This window comes from Kitasatospora sp. NPDC059088 (genome assembly GCF_042738155.1).
Lineage (GTDB): Bacteria > Actinomycetota > Actinomycetes > Streptomycetales > Streptomycetaceae > Kitasatospora.
This window is the reverse complement of the sequence record NZ_JBHYGR010000008.1, coordinates 60,609-84,134: the sequence shown is the minus strand read 5'-3', so window position 1 is coordinate 84,134 and position 23,526 is coordinate 60,609. Positions and strand designations below refer to the sequence as shown.

The 23,526-nt window shown below is 72.7% G+C and carries 22 protein-coding genes and 2 pseudogenes; 8 read left to right on the top strand and 16 right to left on the bottom strand.

The genetic code is table 11. The features are described 5' to 3' along the window. Positions 1-138: 138 nt before the first annotated feature. The 4 genes from ACFWXO_RS06075 to clpS all read right to left on the bottom strand — a co-directional run bounded on the left by ACFWXO_RS06075 (position 139) and on the right by clpS (position 3,307). Positions 139-570 (bottom strand): Mov34/MPN/PAD-1 family protein, encoded by a 432-nt coding sequence (locus ACFWXO_RS06075; protein WP_375883086.1) that lies wholly within the window; start codon positions 568-570, stop codon positions 139-141. A 112-nt stretch (positions 571-682) separates the two neighbouring features. Then, complete coding sequence (locus ACFWXO_RS06070) at positions 683-2,125, bottom strand: amino acid permease (protein WP_375883083.1); 1,443 nt, start codon at positions 2,123-2,125, stop codon at positions 683-685. Between the two features lie 219 nt (positions 2,126-2,344). Next, on the bottom strand, positions 2,345-2,917 hold the full coding sequence (locus ACFWXO_RS06065) for a DUF2017 domain-containing protein (protein WP_380522532.1): 573 nt from the start codon (positions 2,915-2,917) through the stop codon (positions 2,345-2,347). A gap of 96 nt (positions 2,918-3,013) precedes the next feature. Then, the gene (clpS, locus tag ACFWXO_RS06060) at positions 3,014-3,307 is read right to left on the bottom strand and encodes an ATP-dependent Clp protease adapter ClpS (RefSeq protein WP_380522531.1); all 294 of its coding nucleotides are present in this window, start codon (positions 3,305-3,307) and stop codon (positions 3,014-3,016) included. Between the two features lie 140 nt (positions 3,308-3,447). Here clpS and ACFWXO_RS06055 point away from each other — a divergent pair, with 140 nt between their 5' ends. Further along, positions 3,448-4,764: a nicotinate phosphoribosyltransferase gene (locus ACFWXO_RS06055; RefSeq protein WP_380402776.1), complete on the top strand. Its 1,317-nt coding sequence runs from the start codon at positions 3,448-3,450 to the stop codon at positions 4,762-4,764. 301 nt (positions 4,765-5,065) lie between these two features. Then, on the top strand, positions 5,066-5,659 hold the full coding sequence (locus ACFWXO_RS06050) for an isochorismatase family protein (protein WP_375883075.1): 594 nt from the start codon (positions 5,066-5,068) through the stop codon (positions 5,657-5,659). A gap of 56 nt (positions 5,660-5,715) precedes the next feature. Here the strand turns inward: ACFWXO_RS06050 and ACFWXO_RS06045 are convergent, their stop codons facing one another. Beyond that, positions 5,716-6,729, bottom strand: a complete 1,014-nt coding sequence (locus ACFWXO_RS06045) for a hypothetical protein (protein ID WP_375883072.1) — start codon at positions 6,727-6,729, stop codon at positions 5,716-5,718. 294 nt (positions 6,730-7,023) lie between these two features. Between ACFWXO_RS06045 and ACFWXO_RS06040 the strand changes: the two genes are divergently transcribed. Together ACFWXO_RS06040 and ACFWXO_RS06035 are read left to right on the top strand one after the other, a co-directional pair. After that, the gene (locus tag ACFWXO_RS06040) at positions 7,024-7,812 is read left to right on the top strand and encodes a hypothetical protein (protein WP_380522530.1); all 789 of its coding nucleotides are present in this window, start codon (positions 7,024-7,026) and stop codon (positions 7,810-7,812) included. 524 nt (positions 7,813-8,336) lie between these two features. Then, complete coding sequence (locus tag ACFWXO_RS06035) at positions 8,337-8,777, top strand: hypothetical protein (protein ID WP_375883069.1); 441 nt, start codon at positions 8,337-8,339, stop codon at positions 8,775-8,777. Positions 8,778-8,793: 16 nt separating this feature from the next. Here ACFWXO_RS06035 and ACFWXO_RS06030 read toward each other — a convergent pair whose 3' ends face one another. Both ACFWXO_RS06030 and ACFWXO_RS06025 read right to left on the bottom strand, forming a co-directional pair. Beyond that, the gene (locus ACFWXO_RS06030; protein WP_380522529.1) at positions 8,794-9,423 is read right to left on the bottom strand and encodes a DinB family protein; all 630 of its coding nucleotides are present in this window, start codon (positions 9,421-9,423) and stop codon (positions 8,794-8,796) included. Positions 9,424-9,558: 135 nt separating this feature from the next. Next, positions 9,559-9,849: pseudogene (locus ACFWXO_RS06025) on the bottom strand (winged helix-turn-helix transcriptional regulator); the annotation flags it as partial. A 68-nt stretch (positions 9,850-9,917) separates the two neighbouring features. Between ACFWXO_RS06025 and ACFWXO_RS06020 the strand changes: the two are divergent. Continuing rightward, positions 9,918-10,421 (top strand): annotated as a pseudogene (locus ACFWXO_RS06020) (NAD(P)-dependent oxidoreductase); the annotation flags it as partial. Positions 10,422-10,475: 54 nt separating this feature from the next. Next, entirely contained in the window at positions 10,476-11,039 is a 564-nt protein-coding gene (locus ACFWXO_RS06015; RefSeq protein WP_380522528.1) for a GNAT family N-acetyltransferase, read from the top strand. Here ACFWXO_RS06015 and ACFWXO_RS06010 read toward each other — a convergent pair. The 5 genes from ACFWXO_RS06010 to ACFWXO_RS05990 all read right to left on the bottom strand — a co-directional run bounded on the left by ACFWXO_RS06010 (position 11,033) and on the right by ACFWXO_RS05990 (position 16,387). Continuing rightward, entirely contained in the window at positions 11,033-12,262 is a 1,230-nt protein-coding gene (locus ACFWXO_RS06010; protein WP_380522527.1) for a S8 family serine peptidase, read from the bottom strand. The two genes, ACFWXO_RS06015 and ACFWXO_RS06010, sit on opposite strands and share 7 nt — an antisense overlap. Positions 12,263-12,351: 89 nt before the next feature. Next, positions 12,352-13,566 carry a type VII secretion-associated serine protease mycosin gene (gene mycP / locus ACFWXO_RS06005; protein ID WP_380522526.1) on the bottom strand — a complete coding sequence of 405 codons (1,215 nt, stop codon included), beginning with the start codon at positions 13,564-13,566 and terminating at the stop codon, positions 12,352-12,354. A gap of 140 nt (positions 13,567-13,706) precedes the next feature. Next, on the bottom strand, positions 13,707-15,122 hold the full coding sequence (locus tag ACFWXO_RS06000; RefSeq protein WP_380522525.1) for a WXG100 family type VII secretion target: 1,416 nt from the start codon (positions 15,120-15,122) through the stop codon (positions 13,707-13,709). A gap of 29 nt (positions 15,123-15,151) precedes the next feature. Next, positions 15,152-15,592, bottom strand: a complete 441-nt coding sequence (locus ACFWXO_RS05995) for a hypothetical protein (RefSeq protein WP_380522524.1) — start codon at positions 15,590-15,592, stop codon at positions 15,152-15,154. Positions 15,593-15,688: 96 nt separating this feature from the next. Continuing rightward, positions 15,689-16,387 (bottom strand): endonuclease V, encoded by a 699-nt coding sequence (locus tag ACFWXO_RS05990; RefSeq protein ID WP_380522523.1) that lies wholly within the window; start codon positions 16,385-16,387, stop codon positions 15,689-15,691. 203 nt (positions 16,388-16,590) lie between these two features. Between ACFWXO_RS05990 and ACFWXO_RS05985 the strand changes: the two genes are divergently transcribed. Further along, positions 16,591-16,839, top strand: coding sequence for a hypothetical protein (locus tag ACFWXO_RS05985; protein ID WP_380522522.1), 249 nt, complete (start codon positions 16,591-16,593; stop codon positions 16,837-16,839). Between the two features lie 63 nt (positions 16,840-16,902). On the opposite strand, the gene ACFWXO_RS05980 is transcribed toward ACFWXO_RS05985, so the two are convergent. Together ACFWXO_RS05980 and ACFWXO_RS05975 are read right to left on the bottom strand one after the other, a co-directional pair. Continuing rightward, the gene (locus tag ACFWXO_RS05980) at positions 16,903-17,625 is read right to left on the bottom strand and encodes an RDD family protein (RefSeq protein ID WP_380522521.1); all 723 of its coding nucleotides are present in this window, start codon (positions 17,623-17,625) and stop codon (positions 16,903-16,905) included. A 144-nt stretch (positions 17,626-17,769) separates the two neighbouring features. Continuing rightward, the gene (locus ACFWXO_RS05975; RefSeq protein ID WP_380522520.1) at positions 17,770-19,233 is read right to left on the bottom strand and encodes an RDD family protein; all 1,464 of its coding nucleotides are present in this window, start codon (positions 19,231-19,233) and stop codon (positions 17,770-17,772) included. A 421-nt stretch (positions 19,234-19,654) separates the two neighbouring features. Between ACFWXO_RS05975 and ACFWXO_RS05970 the strand changes: the two genes are divergently transcribed. Next, positions 19,655-20,071 carry an SsgA family sporulation/cell division regulator gene (locus ACFWXO_RS05970; RefSeq protein ID WP_188307044.1) on the top strand — a complete coding sequence of 139 codons (417 nt, stop codon included), beginning with the start codon at positions 19,655-19,657 and terminating at the stop codon, positions 20,069-20,071. 152 nt (positions 20,072-20,223) lie between these two features. Here the strand turns inward: ACFWXO_RS05970 and ACFWXO_RS05965 are convergent, their stop codons facing one another. Further along, the gene (locus ACFWXO_RS05965) at positions 20,224-21,627 is read right to left on the bottom strand and encodes a glycosyltransferase 87 family protein (protein WP_380522519.1); all 1,404 of its coding nucleotides are present in this window, start codon (positions 21,625-21,627) and stop codon (positions 20,224-20,226) included. A gap of 221 nt (positions 21,628-21,848) precedes the next feature. Further along, positions 21,849-23,438 carry a cellulose binding domain-containing protein gene (locus ACFWXO_RS05960; RefSeq protein ID WP_380522518.1) on the bottom strand — a complete coding sequence of 530 codons (1,590 nt, stop codon included), beginning with the start codon at positions 23,436-23,438 and terminating at the stop codon, positions 21,849-21,851. Between the last annotated feature and the right edge of the window lie 88 nt (positions 23,439-23,526).

Genomic DNA, 23,526 nt, shown 5'->3' with positions numbered 1-23,526 from the left:
ATCTTCCCGGGCCCCCCCCCACCAGCCCGCCCCCGCCAACGTGATTATTCATTTCCCATTCCTTTTATCCCCCCGGCCCGGGGGGGCCCCCCCCCCGGGGGGGGGGGGGGGGGGCGCCCGGGTCCGGGTGGGTGCCGGTCAGGCCGGGTGGGCCTCGACGACCTGGACGTCTTCCTCCGTGATCTCGCCGTCCACGATGCGGAACGAGCGGAACTCGTAGGGGTCGTCCTCGGCGGCTCCCTCGGCGGTGGAGACGAGGACGTAGTGGGCGAACGGCTCGGAGGCGTAGCTCACGTCGGTGCGGGAGGGGTAGGCCTCGGTGGCGGTGTGCGAGTGGTAGACGATCACCGGCTCCTCGTCCAGGTCGTCCATCTCGCGGTAGAGCTTGAGCAGGTCGCCCGAGTCGAACTCGTAGAAGGTGGGCGAGCGGGCCGCGTTGAGCATCGGGACGAACCGCTCGGGCCGGCCGCTGCCGGCCGGGCCGGCGACCACGCCGCAGGCCTCGTCCGGGTGGTCGGCGCGGGCGTGGGCCACGATCCGGTCGCGGATCTCTCGGGTGATGGTCAGCATGTCGGCCAGGATGCCACGCCCTACCGGATGTCCGCCGGGGCGTCCGAGGCCCGGTCGCCGGGTGTCCGCCACCCGGTCGCGGGCCCGCGGACGCCCGGCCGCGCCGGGGGTGTCAGCCGCCGTTGCGGGCGTGCAGGTGGTCGTGGGCGGTGCCGTGGACGGACTCCGGGTTGCGGCGCTTGAGCACCTGGTAGCCGATCACCAGCACCAGCGCCCAGCCGGGGAAGACGTACAGCGAGATCCGGTTGTCGGCGTCCAGGGCGATCAGCACCACGACCATGGCCAGGAAGGCGAGGGCGGCCCAGCTGACCCAGGCGCCGCCGGGGGCCTTGAAGGTGGGCGGCGGCAGGTGGCCGGCCTGCCAGGCCTTGCGGTAGCGGATCTGGGAGATCAGGATCATCGCCCAGGTCCACAGCCCGCAGACCGTGGCGACCGAGGTGATGTACTCGAACGCCCGTGCCGGGACGAGGTAGTTGAGGACCACGCCGGCGCCCATCAGCACACAGGAGATGGTGATCGCGAAGGCCGGGGTGCGGCGGCTGTTGAGCTTGGTGAGCTGCCCGGGGGCCTGGCCGCGCAGGGCGAGGTCGCGCAGCATCCGGCCGGTGGAGTACATCCCGGAGTTGCAGGAGGAGAGCGCCGCGGTGAGCACCACGAAGTTGATGATGCCGGCCGCGGCCGGGATGCCGATCTTGCCGAAGGCGGCGACGAACGGGCTGACGCCGGGCTGGAACTCCCGCCACGGCACCAGCGAGAGGATGACCACCAGGGCGCCGATGTAGAACAGCGCGATGCGCCAGGGCAGGGTGTTGATGGCGCGCGGCAGGGTCTTCTCGGGGTTCTCGCTCTCGCCCGCGGTGACGCCGACGAGTTCGACGCCCAGGTAGGCGAACATGACGATCTGCAGGGTCATCACGGTGGCGCCGATGCCCTTGGGGAAGAAGCCGCCGTCCTGCCACAGGTGGGTGATCGACGCGGTGTCACCGGCCTTGCTGAACCCGAGGGTGAGCACGCCGATGCCGATCAGGATCATGCCGATGATGGCGGTGACCTTGACCATGGAGAACCAGAACTCGATCTCGCCGAACAGCTTCACCGAGATCAGGTTGGCCGCGTAGAGGATGACCAGGAAGGTCAACGCGCTGGCCCACTGCGGGATGCCGGGCGCCCAGAACTTGACGTACACGGCGGCCGCGGTGGTCTCGGCCATGCCGGTGACGACCCAGAACAGCCAGTACGTCCAGCCGGTGACGTAGCCGGCGAAGGGGCCGAGGAACTCCCGGGCGTACTCGGCGAAGCTGCCGGAGACCGGGCGGTAGGTGAGGAGTTCGCCGAGGGCGCGCATGATCGCGAAGATCACCAGGCCGGCGACCGCGTAGGAGAGGATCAGGCTCGGCCCGGACTTGGAGATCGCGGTGCCGGCGCCGAGGAAGAGGCCGGTGCCGATCGCGCCGCCGATCGCGATCATCTGGATCTGGCGGCTGCCGAGCCCCCGCTCGTAGCCCTCTTCGTCCGGTTTCCCGTCGACCACCTGGTCGTAGGTCTGCTCGGCCATGGTCACCGTCCTGGTGGGTCTCGTTTGTGGGGAGAAGTCGTACCACGCCCGATCCGGATACCGGTGTTCATCTGAGCGATATTTGAGCATGTCCTGCTAGGTTTTGCCCGATTTATGCGAAAATGCCCCGGCCGATCGTCCGCATGCTGGACGGAACGGCCGGGGCTTGCCCGAAAGCGGGCAGGATCGCCGGACGAAGCGGAGGAAACCGCTCCACCGTCAGTCGGCGATCGCCTCCAGCAGCGACTCCTGGAGCGCCCCGAGCCACAGGTAGGCCATCACCAGCGGCTTGCGCTCGTCGCCGTCCGGCAGCCCGTAGAGGCCCTGCTCGCCCTCCTCGGTGATCTCCAGCCGCGCCCCGAGGGTCAGCCGCAGGTCGTTGAGCGCGCCCAGCCAGCGCAGGCAGTCGGGGGCCGGCAGCTTGAGCACCCCGCCGCCGCCCAGGCCGTCCAGCGACCGGACCACCTGCAGCGCGTCGTCCCGCTTGCGGGCCCGCAGGTCGAGCTCGGTGTAGCGGCGGAACTCGGCCGAGGCGGCCTGCGCCTCGGTGTCGGCCGGCGCGGCCGGGTCGCCGTAGGCGTCCGGGAACAGCCGGGCCAGCGCCGGGTCCGCGGGCGCCTCGCTCGGCCCCTCGGCGAACAGCGCCGCCAGCGGGTCGTCGCTCTCCCCGCCCGGGCCGGGGCCGATCAGCTCCAGCATCTGCACTTCCAGCGAGCGCAGGATGGAGGCCTCCACCTCGTCCAGCGCGATCGCCGCGCCACCATCGCCGGTGCTCTCGAACAACCCAGCCATCTGTATCGGTCAGCCCGTCTTCGTCGTCTTCGCCCGCACCGCCGGGGAGGCGGGCGGTCAGTCGGTCGCCCGGTCGGTCGTACGCCGGAGGGGAGGTCAGTCGTGCTGCAGCGTCGCCCACAGGCCGTAGCCGTGCATCGCCTGGACGTCCCGCTCCATCTCCTCGCGGGAGCCACTGGAGACCACCGCCCGACCCTTGCTGTGCACGTCCATCATCAGCTTCCGGGCCTTGTCCTTCGGATAGCCGAAGTAGGCCTGGAAGACGTACTGGACGTAGCTCATGAGGTTGACCGGGTCGTTGTGCACGATGGTCACCCAGGGCGTGTCCGGCTCCGCCACCGGCAGTCCTTCGACCTCCGGGCGCTCGATCTCCACGGGCGCGACACTCACCGGCAGGCCTCCTCGTTGCACACTCGTCCGTGACTTCTCACGCCCCATGCTGCCATCCGGGGGACACCCGGGCGATTCCGCCCCGGGTCGCAACGAGAGAAATCGTCACTCTGACGCTAAGTGGTAGTAGCATCATCCTCATGGACGCCACATCAGTGCGCGCGGCCGGTTCGACCGCGCTGCTCACCGACCGCTACGAGCTCACCATGCTGCAGGCCGCCCTGCGCAGCGGGGCCGCGCACCGCCGCTCCGTCTTCGAGGCGTTCACCCGACGCCTCCCCAGCGGCCGCCGCTACGGCGTGATGGCCGGCACCGGCCGGGTGCTGGACGCCGTCGAGAACTTCCGCTTCGACACCGCCCAGCTGGACTGGCTGTCCGAGCAGGGCGTGGTGGACGAGGACACCCTGCGGTTCCTGGCCGACTACCGCTTCCGCGGCGACATCCACGGCTACCCCGAGGGCGAGGTCTACTTCCCCGGCTCCCCCGTGCTCACCGTCGAGGGCAGCTTCGCCGAGACGGTGATCCTGGAGACGGTGATCCTCTCGATCCTCAACTTCGACTCCGCCGTCGCGGCCGCCGCCTCCCGGATGACCGCCGCGGCCGGCGGCCGGCCGGTGATCGAACTGGGCGCCCGCCGGGCCCACGAGCAGGCCGCCGTCGCCGCCGCCCGGGCCGCCTACGTGGCCGGCTTCGCCGCCACCTCCGACCTGGAGGCCGGCTACCGGTACGGCATCCCCACCACCGGCACCTCCGCACACGCCTTCACCCTGGTGCACGACAGCGAACGGGACGCCTTCCGGGCCCAGATCGAGTCGATGGGCCGGGGCACCACCCTGCTGATCGACACCTTCGACCTGCACGAGGCCGTCCGCACCGCCGTCGAGGTGGCCGGGCCCGAACTCGGCGCCGTCCGGATCGACTCCGGCGACCTCATCCTGGCCGCCCACCGGGTCCGCCGTCAGCTCGACGAACTCGGCGCCGAGAAGACCCGGATCATCGTCACCTCGGACCTGGACGAGTACGCCATCGCCGCCCTCGCCGCCGCCCCGGTGGACGGCTACGGCGTCGGCACCAGCCTGGTCACCGGCAGCGGCCACCCGACCTGCGCCATGGTCTACAAGCTGGTCGCCCGCGCCGAGACCCCGGACGGCCCGCTCGTCCCGGTCGCCAAGCGCGCGGCCGGCGGCAAGACCAGCGTCGGCGGCCGCAAGTGGGCCGCCCGCCGACCCGACGCCGAGGGCGTCGCCGAGGCCGAGGTGGTCGGCACCGGGCCGATCCCCGAGGAACTGCGGCCCCACCTCGTCCAGGTGCCGCTGGTCCTGGCCGGCGAGACCGTCGGCCGCGAGCCGCTGACCGCCGCCCGCGACCGCCACGTCCGGGCCCGGGCCGCGCTGCCGCTGTCGGCCACCCAGCTCTCCAAGGGGGACCCGGTCATCCCCACCGAGCTGATCGACTGACCGGCGGTCCGGTCGGCCGGCTGGATCGACTGACCGGCGGTCCGGTCGGCCGGCTGGCCGGCAGACGACCGGTTGGCCGACCTGCCGACAGACCTGCCGACTCCTGCGGAGCGTCGCGGACGGCCGCGCGGACCGGCGGTGGGCCGCCGGGCCCGAAGACGGGCCCCAAGCCTTCCGCCGCCGCGCGCCACTCCCTAGAGTCAGCCGTAGAGTTCCCCTGGAGTTCCTCCCCGGCCGTCCGGCGTTCGCGAGGGACCCGCCACCGGGGCGCACCCGCCCCCCACATCCGAGGATGCGAGCCATGCACCGGGCACTGATCGTCGTCGACGTGCAGAACGACTTCTGCGAGGGCGGCAGCCTGGCCGTCCCGGGCGGCGCCGAGGTGGCCGCCGCCATCACCGACCTGATCGCCGAGTCCCCCGCCGGCTACCAGCACATCCTCGCCACCCGGGACCACCACATCGACCCGGGCGGGCACTTCTCCGCCGAGCCGGACTACGTCTCCAGCTGGCCGGTGCACTGCGTGGCCGGGACCGAAGGCGTGGGCTTCCACCCCAACTTCGCCCCCTCGGTGATCTCCGGCGCGGTCGAGGCGGTCTTCGACAAGGGCGCCTACTCGGCGGCCTACAGCGGCTTCGAGGGGCTGGACGAGAACAACCGCGGCCCGGTGGAGTGGCTGCGCGAACGGCAGGTCGACGAGATCGACGTGGTCGGCATCGCCACCGACCACTGCGTCCGGGCCACCGCCCTGGACGCCGCCCGGGCCGGCTTCACCACCCGGGTGCTGCTCGACCTCACCGCCGGGGTGGCGCCGGAGACCACCGCCGCCGCGCTGGAGGAACTGCGGGCGGCCGGGGTCGAGCTGGTCGGCGCGCCGGTGGTCCGGCCGGCCTGAGCCGGACCTGCTGGACCCGGCCCGCGCCCGAGCGGTGCGGTCGGTGCGGTCGGTGCTCAGACCACCATCAGCTCCACCACGTCCGTCCCGCCCGCCCGGTAGGCCTCGCGCAGCTCGCCGCCGACCGCCTCCGGGTCCGCGGCCAGCCGGGCGCCGGAGACGTACACCACCCGGATCCCCAGGTACTCCATCCGGTGCTGGCCGCCGCGCACCCAGGCGGCCTCGCCCTCGCTGACGCAGCGCAGGTCCGAGTCCACCTCCACCGCGACGCCCTGCTCCGGCCAGTAGAGGTCCGGGACACCGATGTAGGTGCCGCCGCGCATCCGCAGCTCCGGGGCGACCAGCGGGGCGGGCAGCAGCCACTCGTCCACCAGCCGGTCGACCCGCTCCAGCACGAACTCCCGCTCGGCGGCCAGGAGTTCGTCCAGCGCGGCCCGCACCCGGGGCTCCCCGGTCAGCCCCGACTCGACCAGCTCGGCGGCCAACTCCCGCACCGTGCAGCGGTTCTCCGGGCGGGCGACGGCCTCCCGGAGCACCTCGCGCACCGGCACCGGAGCGTCCACCGGGAGCCCGTCCGCCGTCCACTCGGCCAGCGCGTCGGCGACCGCCCGGGCCACCGGAGCGCAGGCCAGCCCGTGGACCGAGCGGGCCACCAACTCCCGTTCGGTGCGCCGGATCCGCACCTCGCCGGCGTCCTTGAGCCGACGCTGGCGGGGCACCAGGACGTCCACCCCGGTCACCGCGGGCAGCCGGGGCACGGCGGCGAAGCCGTACAGCGCCAGCGCGGCCGCCCCGGTGATCACCGCACCCTCCCGGCGGCCCTCCTCCCGGCCGTTCTGCGCCGCGTACAGCAGCGCGGCCCACATCCGCTGCTCCGGGGTGGGCTCGCCGGACTGGAGCAGGTAGACCCTGGGCAGCAGCCGCTGCCAGGGGCCGCCGTGGCGGCAGTGCTCGGTGATGACCCGGGCCGGCACGCCCCGGGCGCGCAGCTGGCTCGCGGTGACGACGTTCTGCTGACGCTTCGCCAGCTCCTCCAGGGACGGCGGCGGCGAGGGGATCCGGTAGCTCATGCGCGCCCCTCGACGAATCGCTCACTACGTTCGTTCATGCGCCCACCATCCCCAACCGCCACGCCCCCCGTGCCACTGCCTGACGCACTGTTACTCAACCGTCGCGAAACCGGGATCAGCCTGCACTAAAGTCCTCATACCCTCACTCATTTGGAGTAAATGACGTTCATATGGCTATCGTGTTTGATCGGAAACGATCGCCGACCTGGTCGTCTGACCCAGAGTGATCAAGGGCATACGGCGAGGGACCCCCGGGGCGTCAAACGCGCTTCCGGGATTGCCTAGGCTTACGTCATGTCACGTGACGAGACCGCCGGCCTCCGCGCGGCCCAGCTCCGCCTCGGCCGTCTGCCCGGGTACGTCCGCCGCCCGGATCCGGCCCGCCGCAGCGGCGAGAAGGGCCATACGTACAAGAAGGGCTGGGAGGTCCGCTTCACCGCCCGGAGCGAGGCCGAGATAGCAGAGATCCGCGACCTCGTGGTCGCCGCCGGGTTCGCCCCGGCCAGACCCTTCTTCAAGGGCCACCAGCTCATCCAGCCGGTCTACGGCATGGCCGCCGTCCAGGCCTACCTGGCCGCTAGACAGGCGGCCGAGGAACACGCCGAACGGGCGGAACTCGGGCGCCGACGACGCGCGGCGGGGGCGCGCACGGGCGCGACGCACGCCGGAGGGGCGCACGCCGCCGGACAGCACGCCGTCGGCCATGCGGCGAACGGGTATCCGGCGGGCGGACACCAGGCGAACGGCCACCTCGCCAACAGCCACCCGGCGAACGGACACCAGACCAACGGACACCCGACCAACGGACACCCGACCAACGGGCATCCGGCCAACGGGTTTCCGGCGGGCGCACACGCCACAGCCGGTCACCCCTCGGCCGCACAGGCCACCGCAGCGCCCGGCACCCACCGGTGCGAGCGCGAGGAGGCCGCCGCCGGAGCCGCCGCGGCTGCCGCGGCAGCGGCCGCGACGGCCGCCCAGCTGGCCCGGCGCCGGGCCGTCGAGTCCTTCCCCGCCCAGGTCGAACGCGGCAACACCGCCGACGACCTGATCGCCCCCACGGAGGCCCGGCCGACCCCCTGACCGGGCGGCACCTCCCCGCCCCGATCCGCGCCCCGGTCGCCGCAGGCCGCCGGGGCGCTTTCGACGCACCCCCCGCCATCCGGCCCGGCGCAACCCCCGTCGTGAGCGCGGTTGCGCAGACGGTTGTGCGGCCCCGGCTTCGCGCCCTGGGCGTGGACGCCGGACCCGGCAGGCCCTACGGTGGCACCTCAACTGCCGTGCGACCCCTGCCGTCCCACACCCCCTGACCAGCTGCGACACGCTCGCACCCGCGCCACCGCACCACTGTGCAGCACTCCCCCGGCCGGGCCCCGGCGGCCCCGGTCGACCCACCACCAGCCCTCGACCGGCCCTCGACCGGCCCTTCACCGGCCTCCACCGGCAGTACCGCCGCCGCGCCGCACCGCCCGTCACCGGAACCGGACGCGCCGCAGCGGGTTCCAGGCATTCCATCGGATTGGTCACCCAGCGCACCGAGGGCCTACCGTAGAGTGAGCACAGATGATCGACCGTCAGAAACCCATCTCCCCTTCCGAGAAGACGAGATGACCAACCGTCACACGAGCGCCGCCGAGCCACCCCCGGGGCCCGGCGAACCGGAGGACGTACCGCTGGAGTTCGCGGCCTTCTGCGAACTCCACCGCCCCCGGTACCTCAGCTACGCCCGGGTGTGGCTGACCGAGCACGCCGAAGCGGCCACCGCCGTCCAACAGGCGTTCGCCGAAATCGCCGTCCAGTGGCGGGAATTGCTCACCAGCCCCAACCCGACCGCGCTCGCCTGGCAGATCCTGCGCGGCACCGTCGCCGAACACACCCCGCAGGAGATCCCCGTCCCCGACCGCCACCCCGCCGACGACGACCTGGCGATCCTGCACTACGTCGTCGGCCTCGCCGCCCCCGAGATCGCCGACGTCATCGGTACCGACACCGCCAGCGTCGCGGGCCGGCTCCGGCGCACCATGCTCCGCGAGGCCTCCGGCTGGTGAACCGCGGCGACCGGGGTCAGACCCGCTCGCCCGTCACGTCGAACAGGTGGTGCACCGGGTCGTGGATCAGGTAGCGGGCGAAGGACCCGACGGTGAAGCGCGCCCCGTCGCTGCGGCTCCCGGTCCGCTCCCACTGCTCCCCCGACACCGCCCCGAACGCCGCCGCCAACGCCGCCGCGGCCTCCGCCAGCTCCCCGGCCACCACCTGCGGCCGCTGCTCCCGGTAGCGCTCGGCGACCGCGGTCTCGTCCTGGTCCCAGTTCGGGAAGAGCGGGCCGTCCTGGTCGAGCATCAGGTCCAGCCGGACCAGGAACAGCCGGAAGACGTCCCGGACGTGGCAGGCGTACTCCAGGTCCGACCACACCCCCGGAGCCGGCCGACGGCGCAGCCCGTCCTCGTCCCCCGCCAGCACCGCCAGCCAGGCCTCGGCGTTCGCCCGGACCATCGCGGCGACCTCCGTCGGGGCCACCGCCGGAGTGTCCAACCCGCAGTCGGGGCAGGCGCGTTCGAGCACCCAGGTCCAGTCCTTGGCGTCCGGGACGATCGCGTCCGGGGCGCTGGGGGCGGGGGTGCCCGGGGCGGGGGTGCCCGGGGCGGAAGTGCTGGCGTCGACGGGGTTCGCGAGGTGCTGGTCAGGAGTGCTCATGGGCCCAGCATGGCCGCCCCGCACCCGGCCCCACCAGCGCCAAGGCCGCCAGCGACCGCCGAAATGCTGCCAGGCCGGCGCCCGTCCGATCGGCACCCGTCCGAGCGGTGCGCGGCACGATCAGCCCCGGCGCGATCAGCCCCCGGCCCGCTCGTACTCCAGCCGGGCCGCCAGCAGGCTGCCCAGATTCTCCCGGCTCCACTCGCACACCGCGTCCATCGGCCCCAGCAGGGTCCGCCCCAACGGCGTCAGCGCGTACTCGACCCGCGGCGGATTCTCCGCGTACTCGGTCCGGACCACCGCGCCGTCCTGCTCCATCGAACGCAGCGACTCCGCCAGCACCTTCGCCGTGATGCCCGCCAACGGCACCCGCAGCTCCGAGAACCGGCGCGGCCCGCCCTCCAGGCAACGGATGATCCGCCAGGCCCACTTGCGGCCTCACCGTCACCGCCGCCGTCCGCGACCCCGAGCGCCACGCCGACCTCGCCGGCGGGGGCGTCACCCTGGTGCGCTGTGACGTCACCGACCCGGCCGCCGTCGCCGCCACCGCCCCCGGACACCCCGCCGCCGTCAGCTCCGTCTACACCCCCGACACCCCGTCCACCGAGTTCTACCGCGCCGCCACCAGCGCCCTCGTCGACGGCCTCGGCCGCGCCGGCGTCCCCCGGCTGCTCAGCGTCGGCATCGCCACCACCCTGCAGACCGCCCCCGGCGTCGCCGTCCACGACGACCCCGCCTTCCCCGACGCCTACCGCACCTTCTCCCTCGGCCACTCCGCCGCCCTCGACCTGCTCCACGACTCCCCCGCCACCCTCGACTGGGTCGTCGTCACCCCGCCCATGGACCTCGACCGCACCGCCCCCGGCACCGGCCGCTACCGGATCGGCGGCCCCCACGTCCTCGGCCCCCGGATCGCCCAGGCCGACCTCGCCCTCGCCATCGTCGACCAACTCACCACCCCCACCCACCACCGGCAGCAGATCGCCGTCGCCGCATAGGCCCCGCACCGAAAATCCCGGCACGAACCGGCCCCACCGGGCATCCTGGGCACCATGGCCACGGACCTCTCAGCCCTCGCGGTGAAACCCACCCTGCACGGCCCCACCATCCGCCTCGTCCCCCTGGCGGCCCGGCACACCGACCCGCTGTGGGCGCACTGCACCGACCAGGAGACCAACCGCCTCACCGGCACCCGCACCGCCTTCACCCGCGACCAGATCGCCCAGTGGTGCGCCACCCGCGCCGACCACCCCGACCGGCTCGACCTCGCCGTCGAGGACCCGACCACCGGCCGCTTCCTCGGCGACACCGCCCTCACCAACGTCGACCCGGACAACAACTCCGCCGACTACCGGATCGCCCTCACCCCCGACAGCGTCGGCCGCGGCATCGGCACCGAGACCACCGTCCTGGTCCTCCGCCACGCCTTCGCCACCGTCGGCCTCCACCGCGTCCACCTCGACGTCTTCGAGTACAACGAACGCGCCGCCCGCGCCTACACCAAGGCCGGCTTCGTCCTCGAAGGCCGCGCCCGCCAGGCCCACCACTGGGACGACCGCTACTGGGACGTCCTCCACATGGCCGCCCTACGCGACGACTGGCTCAGCACTCACTGACCGCCCCCACCGTACGGCGCCCCCTCAACCCCCCGCCGCCCCCGCCGCCGCAGCACCACCGCGGCGACCACCGCCCCCACCACCACAACACCGGCCGCACCGACGCCGATCACCAGCCCACTGCCGCTGCTGCCGCCGGCCTCAGGCACCACGGGCGCCACGGACGGCGCGTCCGTCGCGTCGCTGTCGTCGTCGACCGGCGGCGCGCCCTTCGTCTCCGGCCGCTTCACCAACGGGTTGTCCGTCGACCCGTTGTCCACAGCGGAGTTCGGCTCCAATGCCCTTGCCGGGGACACCGTTCCGTAGCCATAGCGGTTGTTCGGCACCGCCGTACCGTCTGCGGGAGGTGTCGCCGACTTGATCATCCGGTTGATCACCTGCCCGGCGGACAGGCTCGGATACTTGGACCGGATGAGCGCCGCGGTGGCCGAGACGTAGGCGGTGGAATCGGACGTGCCGTCGGCGGTCACATAGCTCGTCGGCGATTTCACCGAGGCGTGGTAGATCCCCACGCCAGGTGCGATGAGCGTGGTCTCGGAGCCTGAGGTGGAGTCGTCCCAGACGACCCCCTTGGAGTCCGCTGCCCCTACGGCCACTACCCCTGGGAAGGCCGCCGGGTACCCGACCCCCTGGGTCGAACCGTCGTTGCCCGTACCCGCGACCAGGACGACGTCCTTCGACACCGCGTACGCAACGGCCTTCCGCGCCTGGGTGTCGAAGCGCGACGATCCCACGATGGACATATTGATCACCTTCGCCTGGTTGTCCACCGCGAAGCGGATCGCCGCCGCCAGGTCGTTCTGGCCGGGAACAGGACCGCCGTCACTCGTGCGCACCTTCACCGGCAGGATCTTCGCCTTGGGAGCCAGCCCCATCACTCCGGCTTGGGCGCCGTGTCCGTGGCCCGCGATCAGGCTCGCCATGCCAGTACCGTGACCGTCCGTGTCAGTACGACCGTCCGACTTGGCACCGGAGAAGTCAGCCCCCGGAAGCACCTGCCCGATCAGGTCATGGTGGTCCGGATTCACCCCGCTGTCGATCACCGCAACAGTGACACCCTCGCCCTGACTCACCGGCCAGACCTTCGCGTCGGCCTGGAAGGTCTTGAGAGCCCATTGCTTGTCCCTGACCTCATCGGCCAGAGCCGCCGGCGCGGCGACGGCCCAGACCAGCGCCCCAGCCGCAAGGACCGCCGTACCACGTGCCAACGAGCGGCTCGTCAACCCCGGTCACCCCACTCAACGAGGCATCCTGCAGATCACCGACCTGCGGGGATGCGATCAGATCACCCGTCCGTCTGCTGGCTCAGCACTCACTGACCTGCGCCACCGTAGGGCGACTGCGGCGGAAACGGCCCCTCTGCCATCCTCCGTCTCCGGCCCCTCCTCACCAGCACCGCAACCACCGACACCCCGACCACCACCACACCGGCAGCACCAGCGACGATCACCAGCCCAGTGCCATCACCACCCTCACCGCCGGACGTGGCCCCGGGAACGGCCGAGGGCTGGTCGGTCGCGTCGGTGTCGTCATCGCTCGGCGGTGCGCCCTTCGACTCTGGCCGCTTCACCAAGGGGTTCTCCTTGGGCCCGTTGTCCACCGCGGGGTTCGGCTCCAACGCCTTCCCTGGGGCAAGGAGGCCGTAGCCGTAGTGGTTGTTGGGCACCACCGTGCCGTTGGCAGGCGGGGTGGCGGATTTGATCAACCGGTTGATCACCTGCCCCGCGGACAGGGTGGGGTACTTGGAGCGGATGAGCGCGGCAGTGGCGGATACGTAGGCGGTGGAGTCCGAAGTGCCGCTCGCCTCGCTGTAACTCGTCGAGGACTTCGCCGTGGCACGGTAGATCTTCACACCGGGCGCGACGAGCGTGGTCTCTGGGCCGGCTGTGGACTTCTCCCACACACCCCCGCTGGAATCCACCGCCCCTACGGCCACTACCCCCGGGAAAGCAGCCGGATACTGGACATCGTTCTGCGCCCCGGTGTTGCCCGTCCCGGCGACCAGCACAACGTCTTTCGAGACGGCATAGTTGACGGCGTTCCGCAGATTTGAGTCGAAGCGGGAGTCACCCGCGAGGGAGACATTGACGACCTTCGCACCATGGTCCGCCGCAAATCGAATTGCATCTGCCAGATCGTGCTGTTGAGAGTCGAGGGTCGGCTGAGCACTGGGGCCGTCGCCGGCCGTCCCCACTTTCACCGGCAAGATCTTCGCCTTCGGGGCCAACCCCATGACCCCGGCCTGCGCCCCGTGGCCATGACCTGCGATCAGGCTTGCCATCCCGGTGCCGTGCCCGTCGCTGTCCACACGACCGTCCGTGTTCCCTCCGGAGAAGTCCGCCCCGGGAAGCACCTGCCCGGCAAGATCCTGGTGATCTTGGTTCACCCCAGTGTCGATCACCGCGACGACCACCCCGTCGCCCTCGCTCACCGCCCAGACCTTCGCCTCTGCTTCGAAGGTCTTCAGAGCCCACTGCTGGTCCCTGATCTGGTCAGCAGATGCCGTCGGTACAGCGACACCCGACATCAGTGCCCCAGCGGCGAGAGTCACTGCACCGCGCGCCAACCAGCGGCTCGCCAAATCCGGTCACCCCACTCAACGAGGCATCCCGCAGATCACCGACCTGCGGGATGCGATCAGATCACTCGTCCGCTTGCGGACCGGTCTCATTCCACCACGTTCGGATTGGCCCGCTTGTCCGACGCCCAGGTCTCCTCGTCTTCAACGAGGTAGTCCGGCCGCTTGCCGTCCTTACCTCGGTCCTTCTTCCGGCGCTGTGCCTCACTCATCGGCATCCCGGGAGACATGACGCCTGGGCCACGGGACCCAGGTTCGACGCCTAGCCGACTCCGAGCCCCCAGCCCGGACCCGCCCTCCGTGAAGGCCTGCTTGCCTCCCGTCCCAGGAGCCGGAGGCGCTGTCTCACGGACAGCCCCACCAGGTCGGGCCAGAGATCCACCGATCTGTTTGGCGCCGGACACCCCCCGGCCCCCGGCTCCGGCCCCCGGGTAGGCTGCATCGCCGCGGCCGGTAGCGACGGCTCGCCCCTCGCGTGGGCTCGTGCCCTCCACCGGCGTGGCGCCGCCAGGGAACTCCTTGCCGCCGATGCCGAAGGCAACCGGAGAACTCGGCGTGGTCGGCCTCGTAGGGCTTGCGGTTGCCTGACCACCACCGCCAACGATCGGTCCGTTCCCCGGACCTGTGGGTGTCGTCGTGTTCAGACCGGACGTCTGGGTCCCCGAGGTGACAGGGCTCGGCACACTCCCACTCGGAGAGGAGACCGGAGCACCCGAGATACCCGCACCAGGACCACGACTCTCGGCGGTCGACGGCCTCGGCGAGGCTTGCGGCGTACCCCCCTTGATCCCAGAGTCAGTCGGGACGGCCACGCTCCGTGATGCAGAGCCGGACACCATCGATGGAGCAGCAGACCTGGGCCGCTGTGGTGCAGTGACAGTTGCCGACCGCGTCGTACCCCCGGCTCCGAAGGACGTTCCCGACACGACTGCAGCCGCCATGGCTGCCGCCCCACTCTGGTCGTTCTGCGCCCCCGAGTCAGGATCGTCGACCGTCACCCGCCGCTTGGAATCCGGCAACGGCGGAGCCTTCAAGGCAGGTGTCGCGATGCGGTAGTGCATCGCGAGGGTCTGCATGACGGCTGCCGCTTCGGCCTTCTTCTGGTCCGTGAGCTGGATGTGGTCGTCCTCGCTGCTGAAGAAGTCCCCGACCTTGTCCTTGAACTGGTCCCAGCTGCCCGGTTCCTCGGGCATGGTGCGCTTGGCCGTCGCCATCGCCTCGGACATGTTGTGCAGCGTGTTGGCCGCGTCGTTGGCGTACGCGGCGGCCTCGTTGATGTTGGTGGCGAGGGTCAGCATCGAGGTGTGGAAGGAGTCGCTGCTGGTGCCCTCCCAGGAGGTGGCCGCCTCGGTGCTCACGTTGGTGAGGGTCTTGCGGATCTCCTTGAGCGTGGTCGCCGCCTTGCGCCAGGGGTCGCCGGCGGCCATCACCGCGCCGGGGTCGAGGGCCTGTGCCATCGTGCGGAGATCGGCATGGCTGTACTTGGTGAAATCGGTGTAGGTCACGGGTTGTTCACCTCCGGTCGGGCGATCGGTCAGATGGTGGCGTTGCCACGCCGGGACGGGACCTGGTTGGCCTGGTACGCGACCTGGCTGGTGGCCGAGGGATCGGACACGGACCAACCGTCGCCGGCCAGCTTGAGCTTCGTGCCCACGTGCTGGTCCTGCTCCTCGTAGTTGGTCGCGGTGAGTTCTGCCTTCTTCTGGGCCTGATCGATCGCCTGCTGGAGCTGGTTCAGCACGTCCCGCAGGGCGTCCCGCATGGTGCTGTAGCGGCCGTGGATCTCCGTCGCCTCCGCGAAGGTGCCGAAGGCGGTCTTGCCGATGCCGCTGCGTCCGTGGGTGGTGCTGCCGTTGGCGTCCTTCTCGAATTCCTTCAACAGCAGCCGTACCTGCCCGGCGAACGTGCGCAGTTGCTCGATCTCGACCCGGTAGCCCTGGTTGGCCCCGCCGGTCGAACCGGTCCCTGTTCCCATTGCGGCGCCCCCCGTGCGTCCGTTCCTGGCCTTCGGGGCCCGGGCCCCGGTGTCCCATGTCTAACACACCGGGTCGGAACCCCGCCCGGTGCACGGTCAGTTCGAGGGCGTCCTGGTCTGCAGGGCTTCGGCGAGGGCGCGGCGGCAGAGGGAGTCGGCGTGCCGGGTGGTCTCGGGTTGGCGGTAGCGGCGGGCGAGGTCGAGGGTGGTGCGGACGGCGGTGTCGAGGCCGATGCGGTGGCCGACGGAGACGTAGACGGGTTTGACGCCGGGCTGGGTGCGCACCGCGCGGCCGACCTCTTCGCCGGTGACGGGGTCGGTGAGCGGGGTCCAGGAGCCGCGTGCGGCCTCGGGGTCGTGGTGGTCGAAGGTGAAGGGGGTCTTGGCGACGCCGAGGGTGCGCAGTCCGGTGAGGACGCCGAGGTGGCTGGCGAGGCCGAGGCGGCGGGGGTGGGCGAGGCCGTATCCGTCGCAGACGACGGTGTCGGGGGTGCGGGTGAGGGCGGCCAGCGCGTCGAGGACGGCGGGGAGTTCGCGGAAGGCTAGCAGTCCGGGGACGTAGGGGAAGGCGATCCGGCCGACGGCGGTGGCTTCCTCGACGACGTCCAGGGTGTCCCGGTCGAGGAGGACGGCGGCGGCGACGACGAGGTCGTGGTCGTCGTCGTAGGCGACGTCGACTCCGGCGATGAGCGGGCCGGGGGTGCCGTCGTCCTGGGCGCGGACGAGCGGCCGCAGTCGTTCCTGTTCGGCGAGCGCCTGGGCCTCGGTGGTGGGCCAGTCGGTGGGGATGGGCACGGTCGGTTCCCCCGGGTCTGCGTGGTGTCGGACGGGTTCCACCGTACCGAGGGGTGCGGACGACCCCGGGGTGAGCCCGTGCGCCCCCTGTGCCCCCGGCCTCGCGGGCTAGCCTGGTCGTGCCGAACTCCCTTGCCGGGTAGGACTTCTGGCACCGGCATCATTCCCGCCCGTTTCCCCCGACGTGCGAAGGACCCCCCGCCATGCCACGTCCGTCCGCTGCCCAGTTCTGCCTCGGCTCGTTCACCGTCGTCGCCACCACAGTGGCGCTGCTGGCCGTCTCGGGCGCCTCGGGCGTCCTGGAGGTCGCGGTGCTGGTGGGGTTCGCGCTGGCGCTCGGCACCGTGGTGACGGTGCTCTCGATGGCGGTGTCCGCCCGCTCGGCGGCGGTCGGCGACCGCTCCGGGGCCTCCGCGGCCGCTGCCGGGCGCGAGTACGCCCGGCAGCGCTGATCCGCCGATCAGCTGATCGACGGGTCGACGGGGCGACGGGGCGACGGATCAGCGCTGTCGCGGTCAGATCTCGGTGGTGACCACGACGGTCTTCGCGGCCTTGTCGTGGAGGCACTGCCGGTAGGGCTTGTCGAAGACGCCGAAGAGGCCGTCGATGACCCACCACACGGCGGCGCAGCAGAGCACGGCCGGGAGGATGTAGACGGCGGCCCGGGTCCACGCGGCGGACTGCGTCGGCGAGTTGCCGTCGATCAGCATGGCGACGCGGATCTTCATGGCCTTCTTGCCGAGGGTCTGGCCGTCCCGGCTGAGCATCAGCGCCTCGTAGACGAGGTAGACGGCGCAGCCGAGCCAGAAGGCCTCGGTGGTGCCCTCCCGGGTGCTGAGGTCGACGAAGGGGCCGATGACGATGACGCCGATGGCCTGCATCAGGACGTAGTCGATGAGGCGGGCGACGATCCGCTTGGGCCAGGTGCCGATCGGCGGCATGCCGGGGACGGGTCCGCCGCTGGGGGTGCCGTACGGGGCGGAGTCGGGGCCGTGGCCGGGTGGGGGCTGGTCGTAGGGCTGTCCGCCGTAGGGCGTTTGGCCGTAGGGGTTCTGACCGGGGGTCGGTCCGCCGTAGCTGCCCTGGTAGGCGCCGGGGCCCTCCCCGGGGGCGCCGGACGGGGCGGGTCGTGGCGGTTCGCCGTCCGGCGTGCCGCCGCCCGGGGTGGGGGGCTGCTTGTCGAAGGAGGGCGGACCGCCCCCCTCCGGCTGGGGGCCTGAGGGGTCGTGGGTGCTCATCCCCCGAGTAGAACATCGAGGATTCTCAGCTTTTGGGACATTTTGTCCGTTTTGCTGTCACGCAGCTCGATCGGCGACCCGGCGAACGCCACCCGGGCACCTGGGCACCCGGGCACCCGGGCACCCAGGACCGCAACGGCCGGCTCAGCTGCGGACCACCCTGGTCCGGGCCGCCCGGTCCTGCCAGCCGCGCCGGGCCGACCGGTCGAACACCGGCCAGACCAGGCCGAGCAGCAGCACCGTGCCGAGCTGCCGGACGACCCACCGCAGCAGCGAGCGGCCGAGGCTCAGCCGGGTGGTCCGTCCGCCGGGGGCACCGGCGTCCACCACCCGGATCCGGGCCAGGCGTTTGCCGAAGGTCTGGCCGGTCCGGGCGATCGGCAGCACCTCGTAGACGAGGCTGACGAACACCAGGATGCCGAGCAGGGCGGCGACCTTGGCCAGCACCACGTCGTCGACCAGCCAGACCTGCACGTGGCGGCGGGCGAGGGAGCTGGCCATCCTGGCCTGGTCGACCTTCTGCTGGAGGTGGTCGGAGACCGAGCTGCCGAGCGGGATCCCGGCCGCGACGGCGACCACCAGCAGCACCGCGGCGTCCACCGCCCGGGCCGCCAGCCGCCGCCCCAGCCCGGCGGGCACCAGGGGCGCCGGGGATGCCGGTCGGCGACGGACGGCGGACTCCCGGGCCGGCCGCACCACCGGCAACGCGGCGACGACGGCCGGGACCGGCGCCGACCCGGGACCGGCCCCCGCTCCGGGCCCGGGCGCCACTTCGGCCACCACCTGGGCCGCCGGTTCGACGGCTGCCCCGGCGGTCGGCGCCGCCACCTCGCGGACCGCGCCCGTCATGGCGGGCGCGACAGCCGCCGCCACCTCCACGGCAACCGCAGCGCGCTCCCCCTCCGCACGCCCCTCTTCCTCCTCGAGCGCCCCCGGAAGCACCCCCCAGGACACCCAGCGCGGGGCCCCACCGGTCTCCATCAGGCCCCGCTGCGCCCGCGGATCCGCCTGCCACCCCGAGGCTCCGGCGTCGGCACCGGCACCGGCCTCGGCGGCACCGCCCACCCCGGGAGCCTCCTCCAGCGCGGGCTCGACGATCCGGAACACCGGCCCGCCGATCACCTCGGCGACCCGCGGCCCGACCACGAAGGACGCCCCGCCCGTGGTCTGGTCCAGGTACACCGGCCCGGTGTCCCCTGCCCCCGGAGCCTCCCGCCCGTCCAGCACGGGCACCACCGGCACCGGCCCCGGCGCAGAACCAGGCACGGACACCGGCGCAGAAACAGGCACGGACAAAGGCACCGGCACGACCAGCGGCACCGGCGACTCCGACCGCGCCGGCGGCACCGGCACCACCGGTGGCGGCACCACCCGCGCCGCCGCGACGTCGGGGGCGGGGGCGGGGGCGGGGGCGGGGGCGGGCCGCCGGGTGGCGTACCGGGGCGGCTGCAGCACCTCGCCCTCGACGGGGGCGGGCCGGCTGGTGCCCGGCACCCAGGCCGAGCCGCCCCAGTAGCGGACGAACCCGGGGATGGACGGGTCGGCGTAGTAGCCGGGCTCGGGTGCGACGGCCGGGTCGCCGCCGGCGGCGAAGGAGCGGTCCGTCATGGGGGTCTTCTCTCCTGTCGGGCCTTGACGAGGGCCGTTGAGGGGCGGGCCTCGGCAGATCCAAAGATCGAAACGTGGTCGGAACCGGGTCGGTCCGAGCACAGGGCCACGCCGCGCCCGCGCACACCCCGGGGCGTACGGGGCGCTCGGGGCACGTGGGGGCGCCACCGAAGGCGGACAGTCGCCGGACAGTTACAAAGGGTAGTACCTCGCCGGAGCCCCCAAGGAAAGTTGACGATTCCCCGGACAGCGGAGGCCCGCCCGGGGTAGGGGCCCACGCGCGGCGGGACCGCCACACCCCGCCGCCCGAAACTTCCCGGAGAAATCCCGGAAACGTGTGTAAGAACCGGCGCGGACCGCCCTCTCAAAGGTCACAGGGCCCGGAAGCGGGCACGAACCGAAGGCAGAGAGGAAGACGATCATGGACCGCCCCGTCAGCGTCGTGGAGCACGAGCTGGAGCTGAACCTGGTGCTCTCCCCGGAGCACAGCGTCCCCGTCCCGGCCCGGCTGACCTACGGCAGCCACGACCCGTACGCCGTGTACATCACCTTCCACCTGGACACCGGCTCCCCGGTGACCTGGGTGTTCGCCCGCGAGCTGCTGGTCGAGGGCACCTTCCGCCCGTGCGGCCAGGGCGACGTGCGGATCTGGCCGACCCGTTCGGGCCGGCGCAGCGTGCTGTGCATGGCGCTGAGCTCCCCGGCCGGGGACGCGCTGCTGGAGGCGCCGCTGCCGGTCGTCGCGGCCTGGCTGGAGCGGGCGCACCGGCTGGTCCCGCCGGGCAGCGAGCTGGCCGCCCTCGACATGGACGGCTCGCTCGCCGAGCTGCTCGCGTAGACGTGCGGGCCATGCGGGCCATGCGGGTCGTGCCGGTCGTGCCGGTCGCACGCCGCAACGTACGGAGCGTACGGAGCGTACGGAGGCTGCGGAGCGTACGGAGGCTGCGGAGCGTGCGGAGGCTGCGGAGCGTACGGAGAGCCCCCGCCGGCTCAGCGGGCCGCGGGGGCCTGCTGACGACCGCGGGCGGCGTCCGGGCCGCCGTCGCCGTCGCGCTGTCCGGGCAGCCGGACCAGCGGGGCACCGGCCGAGCGCCGACGTGCCCTTATCCGGATGGCGGCGGCGAGCAGGAAGCAGAGGCCGACCCACGGATAGATCGAGGTCGGCAGCTGGTTCAGCGGTGACATGTGGAGCACGGCCGCGCCGACCGGCTTGGCGGCCCACATCGCGAAGGACAGGAAGGCCAGCAGGGTGGCCCAGAACGCGGCCCGCCAGCGCAGTCGGCGGACGCCGGCCGGGCGGGCGCGCTCGACGGAGGCCTCGGCGGCCAGCAGCACGAGGACCGGCACGCACCAGACCCAGTGGTGGGTCCAGCTGATCGGCGAGATCAGCACGGCCGTGACGGCGGTGACGCAGAAGCCCCAGGCCTCGGCCCGGGGCAGCCAGCGGCCGCTGCGGACGGCCCAGGCGGCGACGGCGAGGCCGGCCACCGCGGCCAGGCCCGCCCCGAGGGTGGCGAGGAAGCCGGGGTCGGCGCTGTGCAGCAGCCGGGCGAAGGCGCCGCGCAGCGACTGGTTGTCGACGATCTCGGTCTTGCCGACCCGGGAGGAGTCGTAGAGGTACTTGGTCCAGAAGCCCCAGGTGGCGTCGGGGAGGAAGAGCGCGCCGATCAGGAAGGTGCCGAGGAAGGTGAGGCCGGCGGTGAAGGCGGCCCGGACCCGGCCGGTGATCAGCAGGTAGACGGCGAACAGGCCGGGGGTGAGCTTGATCCCGGCGGCGATGCCGATCGCGATGCCCTTGCTGCGGTGGGCGTCGGACCGGGTGAGGTCCCAGAGGATCAGGCAGCCGAGCGCGAGGTTGATCTGGCCGTACCGGAGCGTGGTGAAGACGGGTTCGAGCCAGACGCCGAGGCCGGTGATCAGGACCACACCGATCGGCCGGAGTTCGCGGCGCGGCCAGCCGACCAGCTTGAAGGACAGGTGGGACATCAGCGCGAGCAGCCCGAGGTTGCCGAGAGTGATCACCACGCGGAGGACGGGGATCGGCAGCCAGGTGGTCGGGACGAACAGCATGGCCGCGAACGGGGGGTAGGTCGCGGGGAGGTTCCACTCGGTGACGCGCAGCGCGTAGAGGTCGGTGCCGTTGGCGACGGCGGCGCCCTCGGCCCGGTAGACGATCATGTCGACCATCGAGGTGTGGACGAAGTGGCGGACCACTGCGTACACGACCAGCGACAGCAGCGCCACGGACGAGGCGATCAGCATCGGGCGGCGGGGGGCCTCACGCACTGCGCGCACGGGGGCACCGAGCGCGACGCGCAGCCGGTCGGACAGGGGAGCGGGCGACGGGGCGGATACGGTCCGCACCGGGCTGCGCTCGTCTTGTACCGCTGTCACCTGTCCACTCCGTCCACCGCTCGGCCAACCAGCGACGATACCGGATGCGACCCATCCCGTCCTGGGCGCGATCGACTACTCGCAGTGACGACAGTGCCCCGACCGACCGTGCCCTGACCGACAGTGCCCCGACCGACAATGCCCCGACCGACCGTGCCCGGCTGCGGGCTGAGCACGGGCGGCCGGGGCGGTCCGAGGGGCCGGAGCCCGGCGCGGGGGCCTCAGCCGGTGTAGCGGCCGAAGGCCCGGGTGAAGTCCAGCGGCTGCTGGACGATGCTGCTGCAACTGGCGTCCGCGGTGGGCCTGGCGCCGCCGGCGCAGGCCTTGTCCCGGGTCCCGGACCACATGGCCAGCCAGGCGAGGTGCTTGCCGGCCGCGAAGTCGGCCAGCTGCTCGGCGTCGGCCACCGTGAAGACCTCGCTGGCGACGTCGTTGACGCCGATCATCGGGGTGACCGCGACCTTGCGCCAGGCGGCCGCGTCGTCCAGCCCCAGCACGCTCTTGACCTGGGCCTGGGTGGCGGTGGCCGCGGCGATCGCGTACGTGCCCATCCGCCCCTGCGGGTTGGGGGCGACGCCGTCGCCGAAGTCCATGGCCATGATGTTGACGGCACCGATCGCGACGCCGGCGGCCTTGGCACCGGCGACCAGGTCGACGCCGTCCTGGGTCAGGCCGGAGGGCAGCGCGGGCAGGGTGAAGGAGACGTCGAGCGGACTGCCCTTCGCGGCGGCCTCGCGCTGGAGCTGGGCGACGGCCTGGGCCCGCCGGGTGTTGGCGGCGGTGTCGTCGATCGCACCGCCCTCGACGTCGAAGTCGAGCCGGGTCACGCCGTACGCGTCGATCACCGTGCGGTACGCGGCGGCCAGGTCCGCGGTGGAGCCGCAGGCCAGGGCCAGCTCGCTGCCGTTGGCGCCGCCGAAGGAGACCCGGACGTCGCCGCCGATCGCGCGCAGGGCGCCGATCTGGGCGGCCACCGCGTCGGCGGACAGGTCGCTGACCCCGCCCCACTTGGGTACGCAGCCGCCGCCGGAGACCACGAAGGCGAGGGTGAACCGCTTCACCCCGGTGGCCTTGGCGGTGGCGACCAGGTCGTAGGGCGGGTAGAGCGAGGTGTCGACGTACGGGGCGAAGCCGCCCCCGGTGCCGGCCGGGGGGACGGGCACACCGGTCACCGTGGGGGTGGCGGTCGGGGTGGCGGTCGGCTTCGCGGTGGCGGTCGGGGTCGGCTTCCCGGTGGCCGTGGCAGTGGCAGTGGCGGTCGGACCGGCCGTCGCGGTCGCGGTGGGCGAGGCCGAGCCGGTGGGCGCCACCGTGGGGGTGGTGGTCGGGCGTCCGGAGGGGGTGGGCGCGGGGCTCTCGCCGGCCGTGCAGGAGGCGTTGTTGATCAGGCAGTTCCCGGGCTCGGCCTGCGCCGGGCCGGCGCCCTGGGCGACGAAGCCGACCACCACGCCCTTCCCCGGGTCCAGCCGCTTGCTCCAGGCCTCCGGCCTGACGGTGACGTGCTGTCCGGCGACGGTGAAGGTGGCGTTCCAGAGCGAGTCGATCTTCGCGCCGGCCGGCAGGTCGAAGCTGAGCGTCCAGTCCTCGATCGGATCGGCGGCCGGGTTGGTGACCAGGTACTGGCCGGTGTAGCCGGTGTCCCAGCTGCTGGTCCGGCTGTAGACGGCGCCGAGCGGGGCGGCGCTGGCCGAGGAGGCGAGCACCACCGTCCCGCCCGCGACCAGGGCGGCGGCGACCGCCGAGGCCCCGATGATCGTCCCCTTGCGGCTGCGCCTGCGGCGGCCGGAACGGCGGGTGGGTCGGGTGGTCATGCGCGTTACCTCCGCGGGAGCCTGCGGTCGGCACCGTTCGCGGGTGCCTGCGGTCGGCCGCCGTCCGGACGGGCCGCGCACGGGTGCG

What these genes read in the sequence shown, in the direction of transcription:
- ACFWXO_RS06075 (WP_375883086.1), bottom strand. Translation starts at nt 570, where the DNA reads ATGCTGACCATCACCCGAGAGATCCGCGACCGGATCGTGGCCCACGCC.
- ACFWXO_RS06070 (WP_375883083.1), bottom strand. Translation starts at nt 2,125, where the DNA reads ATGGCCGAGCAGACCTACGACCAGGTGGTCGACGGGAAACCGGACGAA.
- ACFWXO_RS06065 (WP_380522532.1), bottom strand. Translation starts at nt 2,917, where the DNA reads ATGGCTGGGTTGTTCGAGAGCACCGGCGATGGTGGCGCGGCGATCGCG.
- ACFWXO_RS06055 (WP_380402776.1), top strand. Translation starts at nt 3,448, where the DNA reads ATGGACGCCACATCAGTGCGCGCGGCCGGTTCGACCGCGCTGCTCACC.
- ACFWXO_RS06050 (WP_375883075.1), top strand. Translation starts at nt 5,066, where the DNA reads ATGCACCGGGCACTGATCGTCGTCGACGTGCAGAACGACTTCTGCGAG.
- ACFWXO_RS06045 (WP_375883072.1), bottom strand. Translation starts at nt 6,729, where the DNA reads ATGAGCTACCGGATCCCCTCGCCGCCGCCGTCCCTGGAGGAGCTGGCG.
- ACFWXO_RS06040 (WP_380522530.1), top strand. Translation starts at nt 7,024, where the DNA reads ATGTCACGTGACGAGACCGCCGGCCTCCGCGCGGCCCAGCTCCGCCTC.
- ACFWXO_RS06035 (WP_375883069.1), top strand. Translation starts at nt 8,337, where the DNA reads ATGACCAACCGTCACACGAGCGCCGCCGAGCCACCCCCGGGGCCCGGC.
- ACFWXO_RS06030 (WP_380522529.1), bottom strand. Translation starts at nt 9,423, where the DNA reads ATGAGCACTCCTGACCAGCACCTCGCGAACCCCGTCGACGCCAGCACT.
- ACFWXO_RS06015 (WP_380522528.1), top strand. Translation starts at nt 10,476, where the DNA reads ATGGCCACGGACCTCTCAGCCCTCGCGGTGAAACCCACCCTGCACGGC.
- mycP (WP_380522526.1), bottom strand. Translation starts at nt 13,566, where the DNA reads ATGTCGGGTGTCGCTGTACCGACGGCATCTGCTGACCAGATCAGGGAC.
- ACFWXO_RS05995 (WP_380522524.1), bottom strand. Translation starts at nt 15,592, where the DNA reads ATGGGAACAGGGACCGGTTCGACCGGCGGGGCCAACCAGGGCTACCGG.
- ACFWXO_RS05985 (WP_380522522.1), top strand. Translation starts at nt 16,591, where the DNA reads ATGCCACGTCCGTCCGCTGCCCAGTTCTGCCTCGGCTCGTTCACCGTC.
- ACFWXO_RS05980 (WP_380522521.1), bottom strand. Translation starts at nt 17,625, where the DNA reads ATGAGCACCCACGACCCCTCAGGCCCCCAGCCGGAGGGGGGCGGTCCG.
- ACFWXO_RS05975 (WP_380522520.1), bottom strand. Translation starts at nt 19,233, where the DNA reads ATGACGGACCGCTCCTTCGCCGCCGGCGGCGACCCGGCCGTCGCACCC.
- ACFWXO_RS05970 (WP_188307044.1), top strand. Translation starts at nt 19,655, where the DNA reads ATGGACCGCCCCGTCAGCGTCGTGGAGCACGAGCTGGAGCTGAACCTG.
- ACFWXO_RS05960 (WP_380522518.1), bottom strand. Translation starts at nt 23,438, where the DNA reads ATGACCACCCGACCCACCCGCCGTTCCGGCCGCCGCAGGCGCAGCCGC.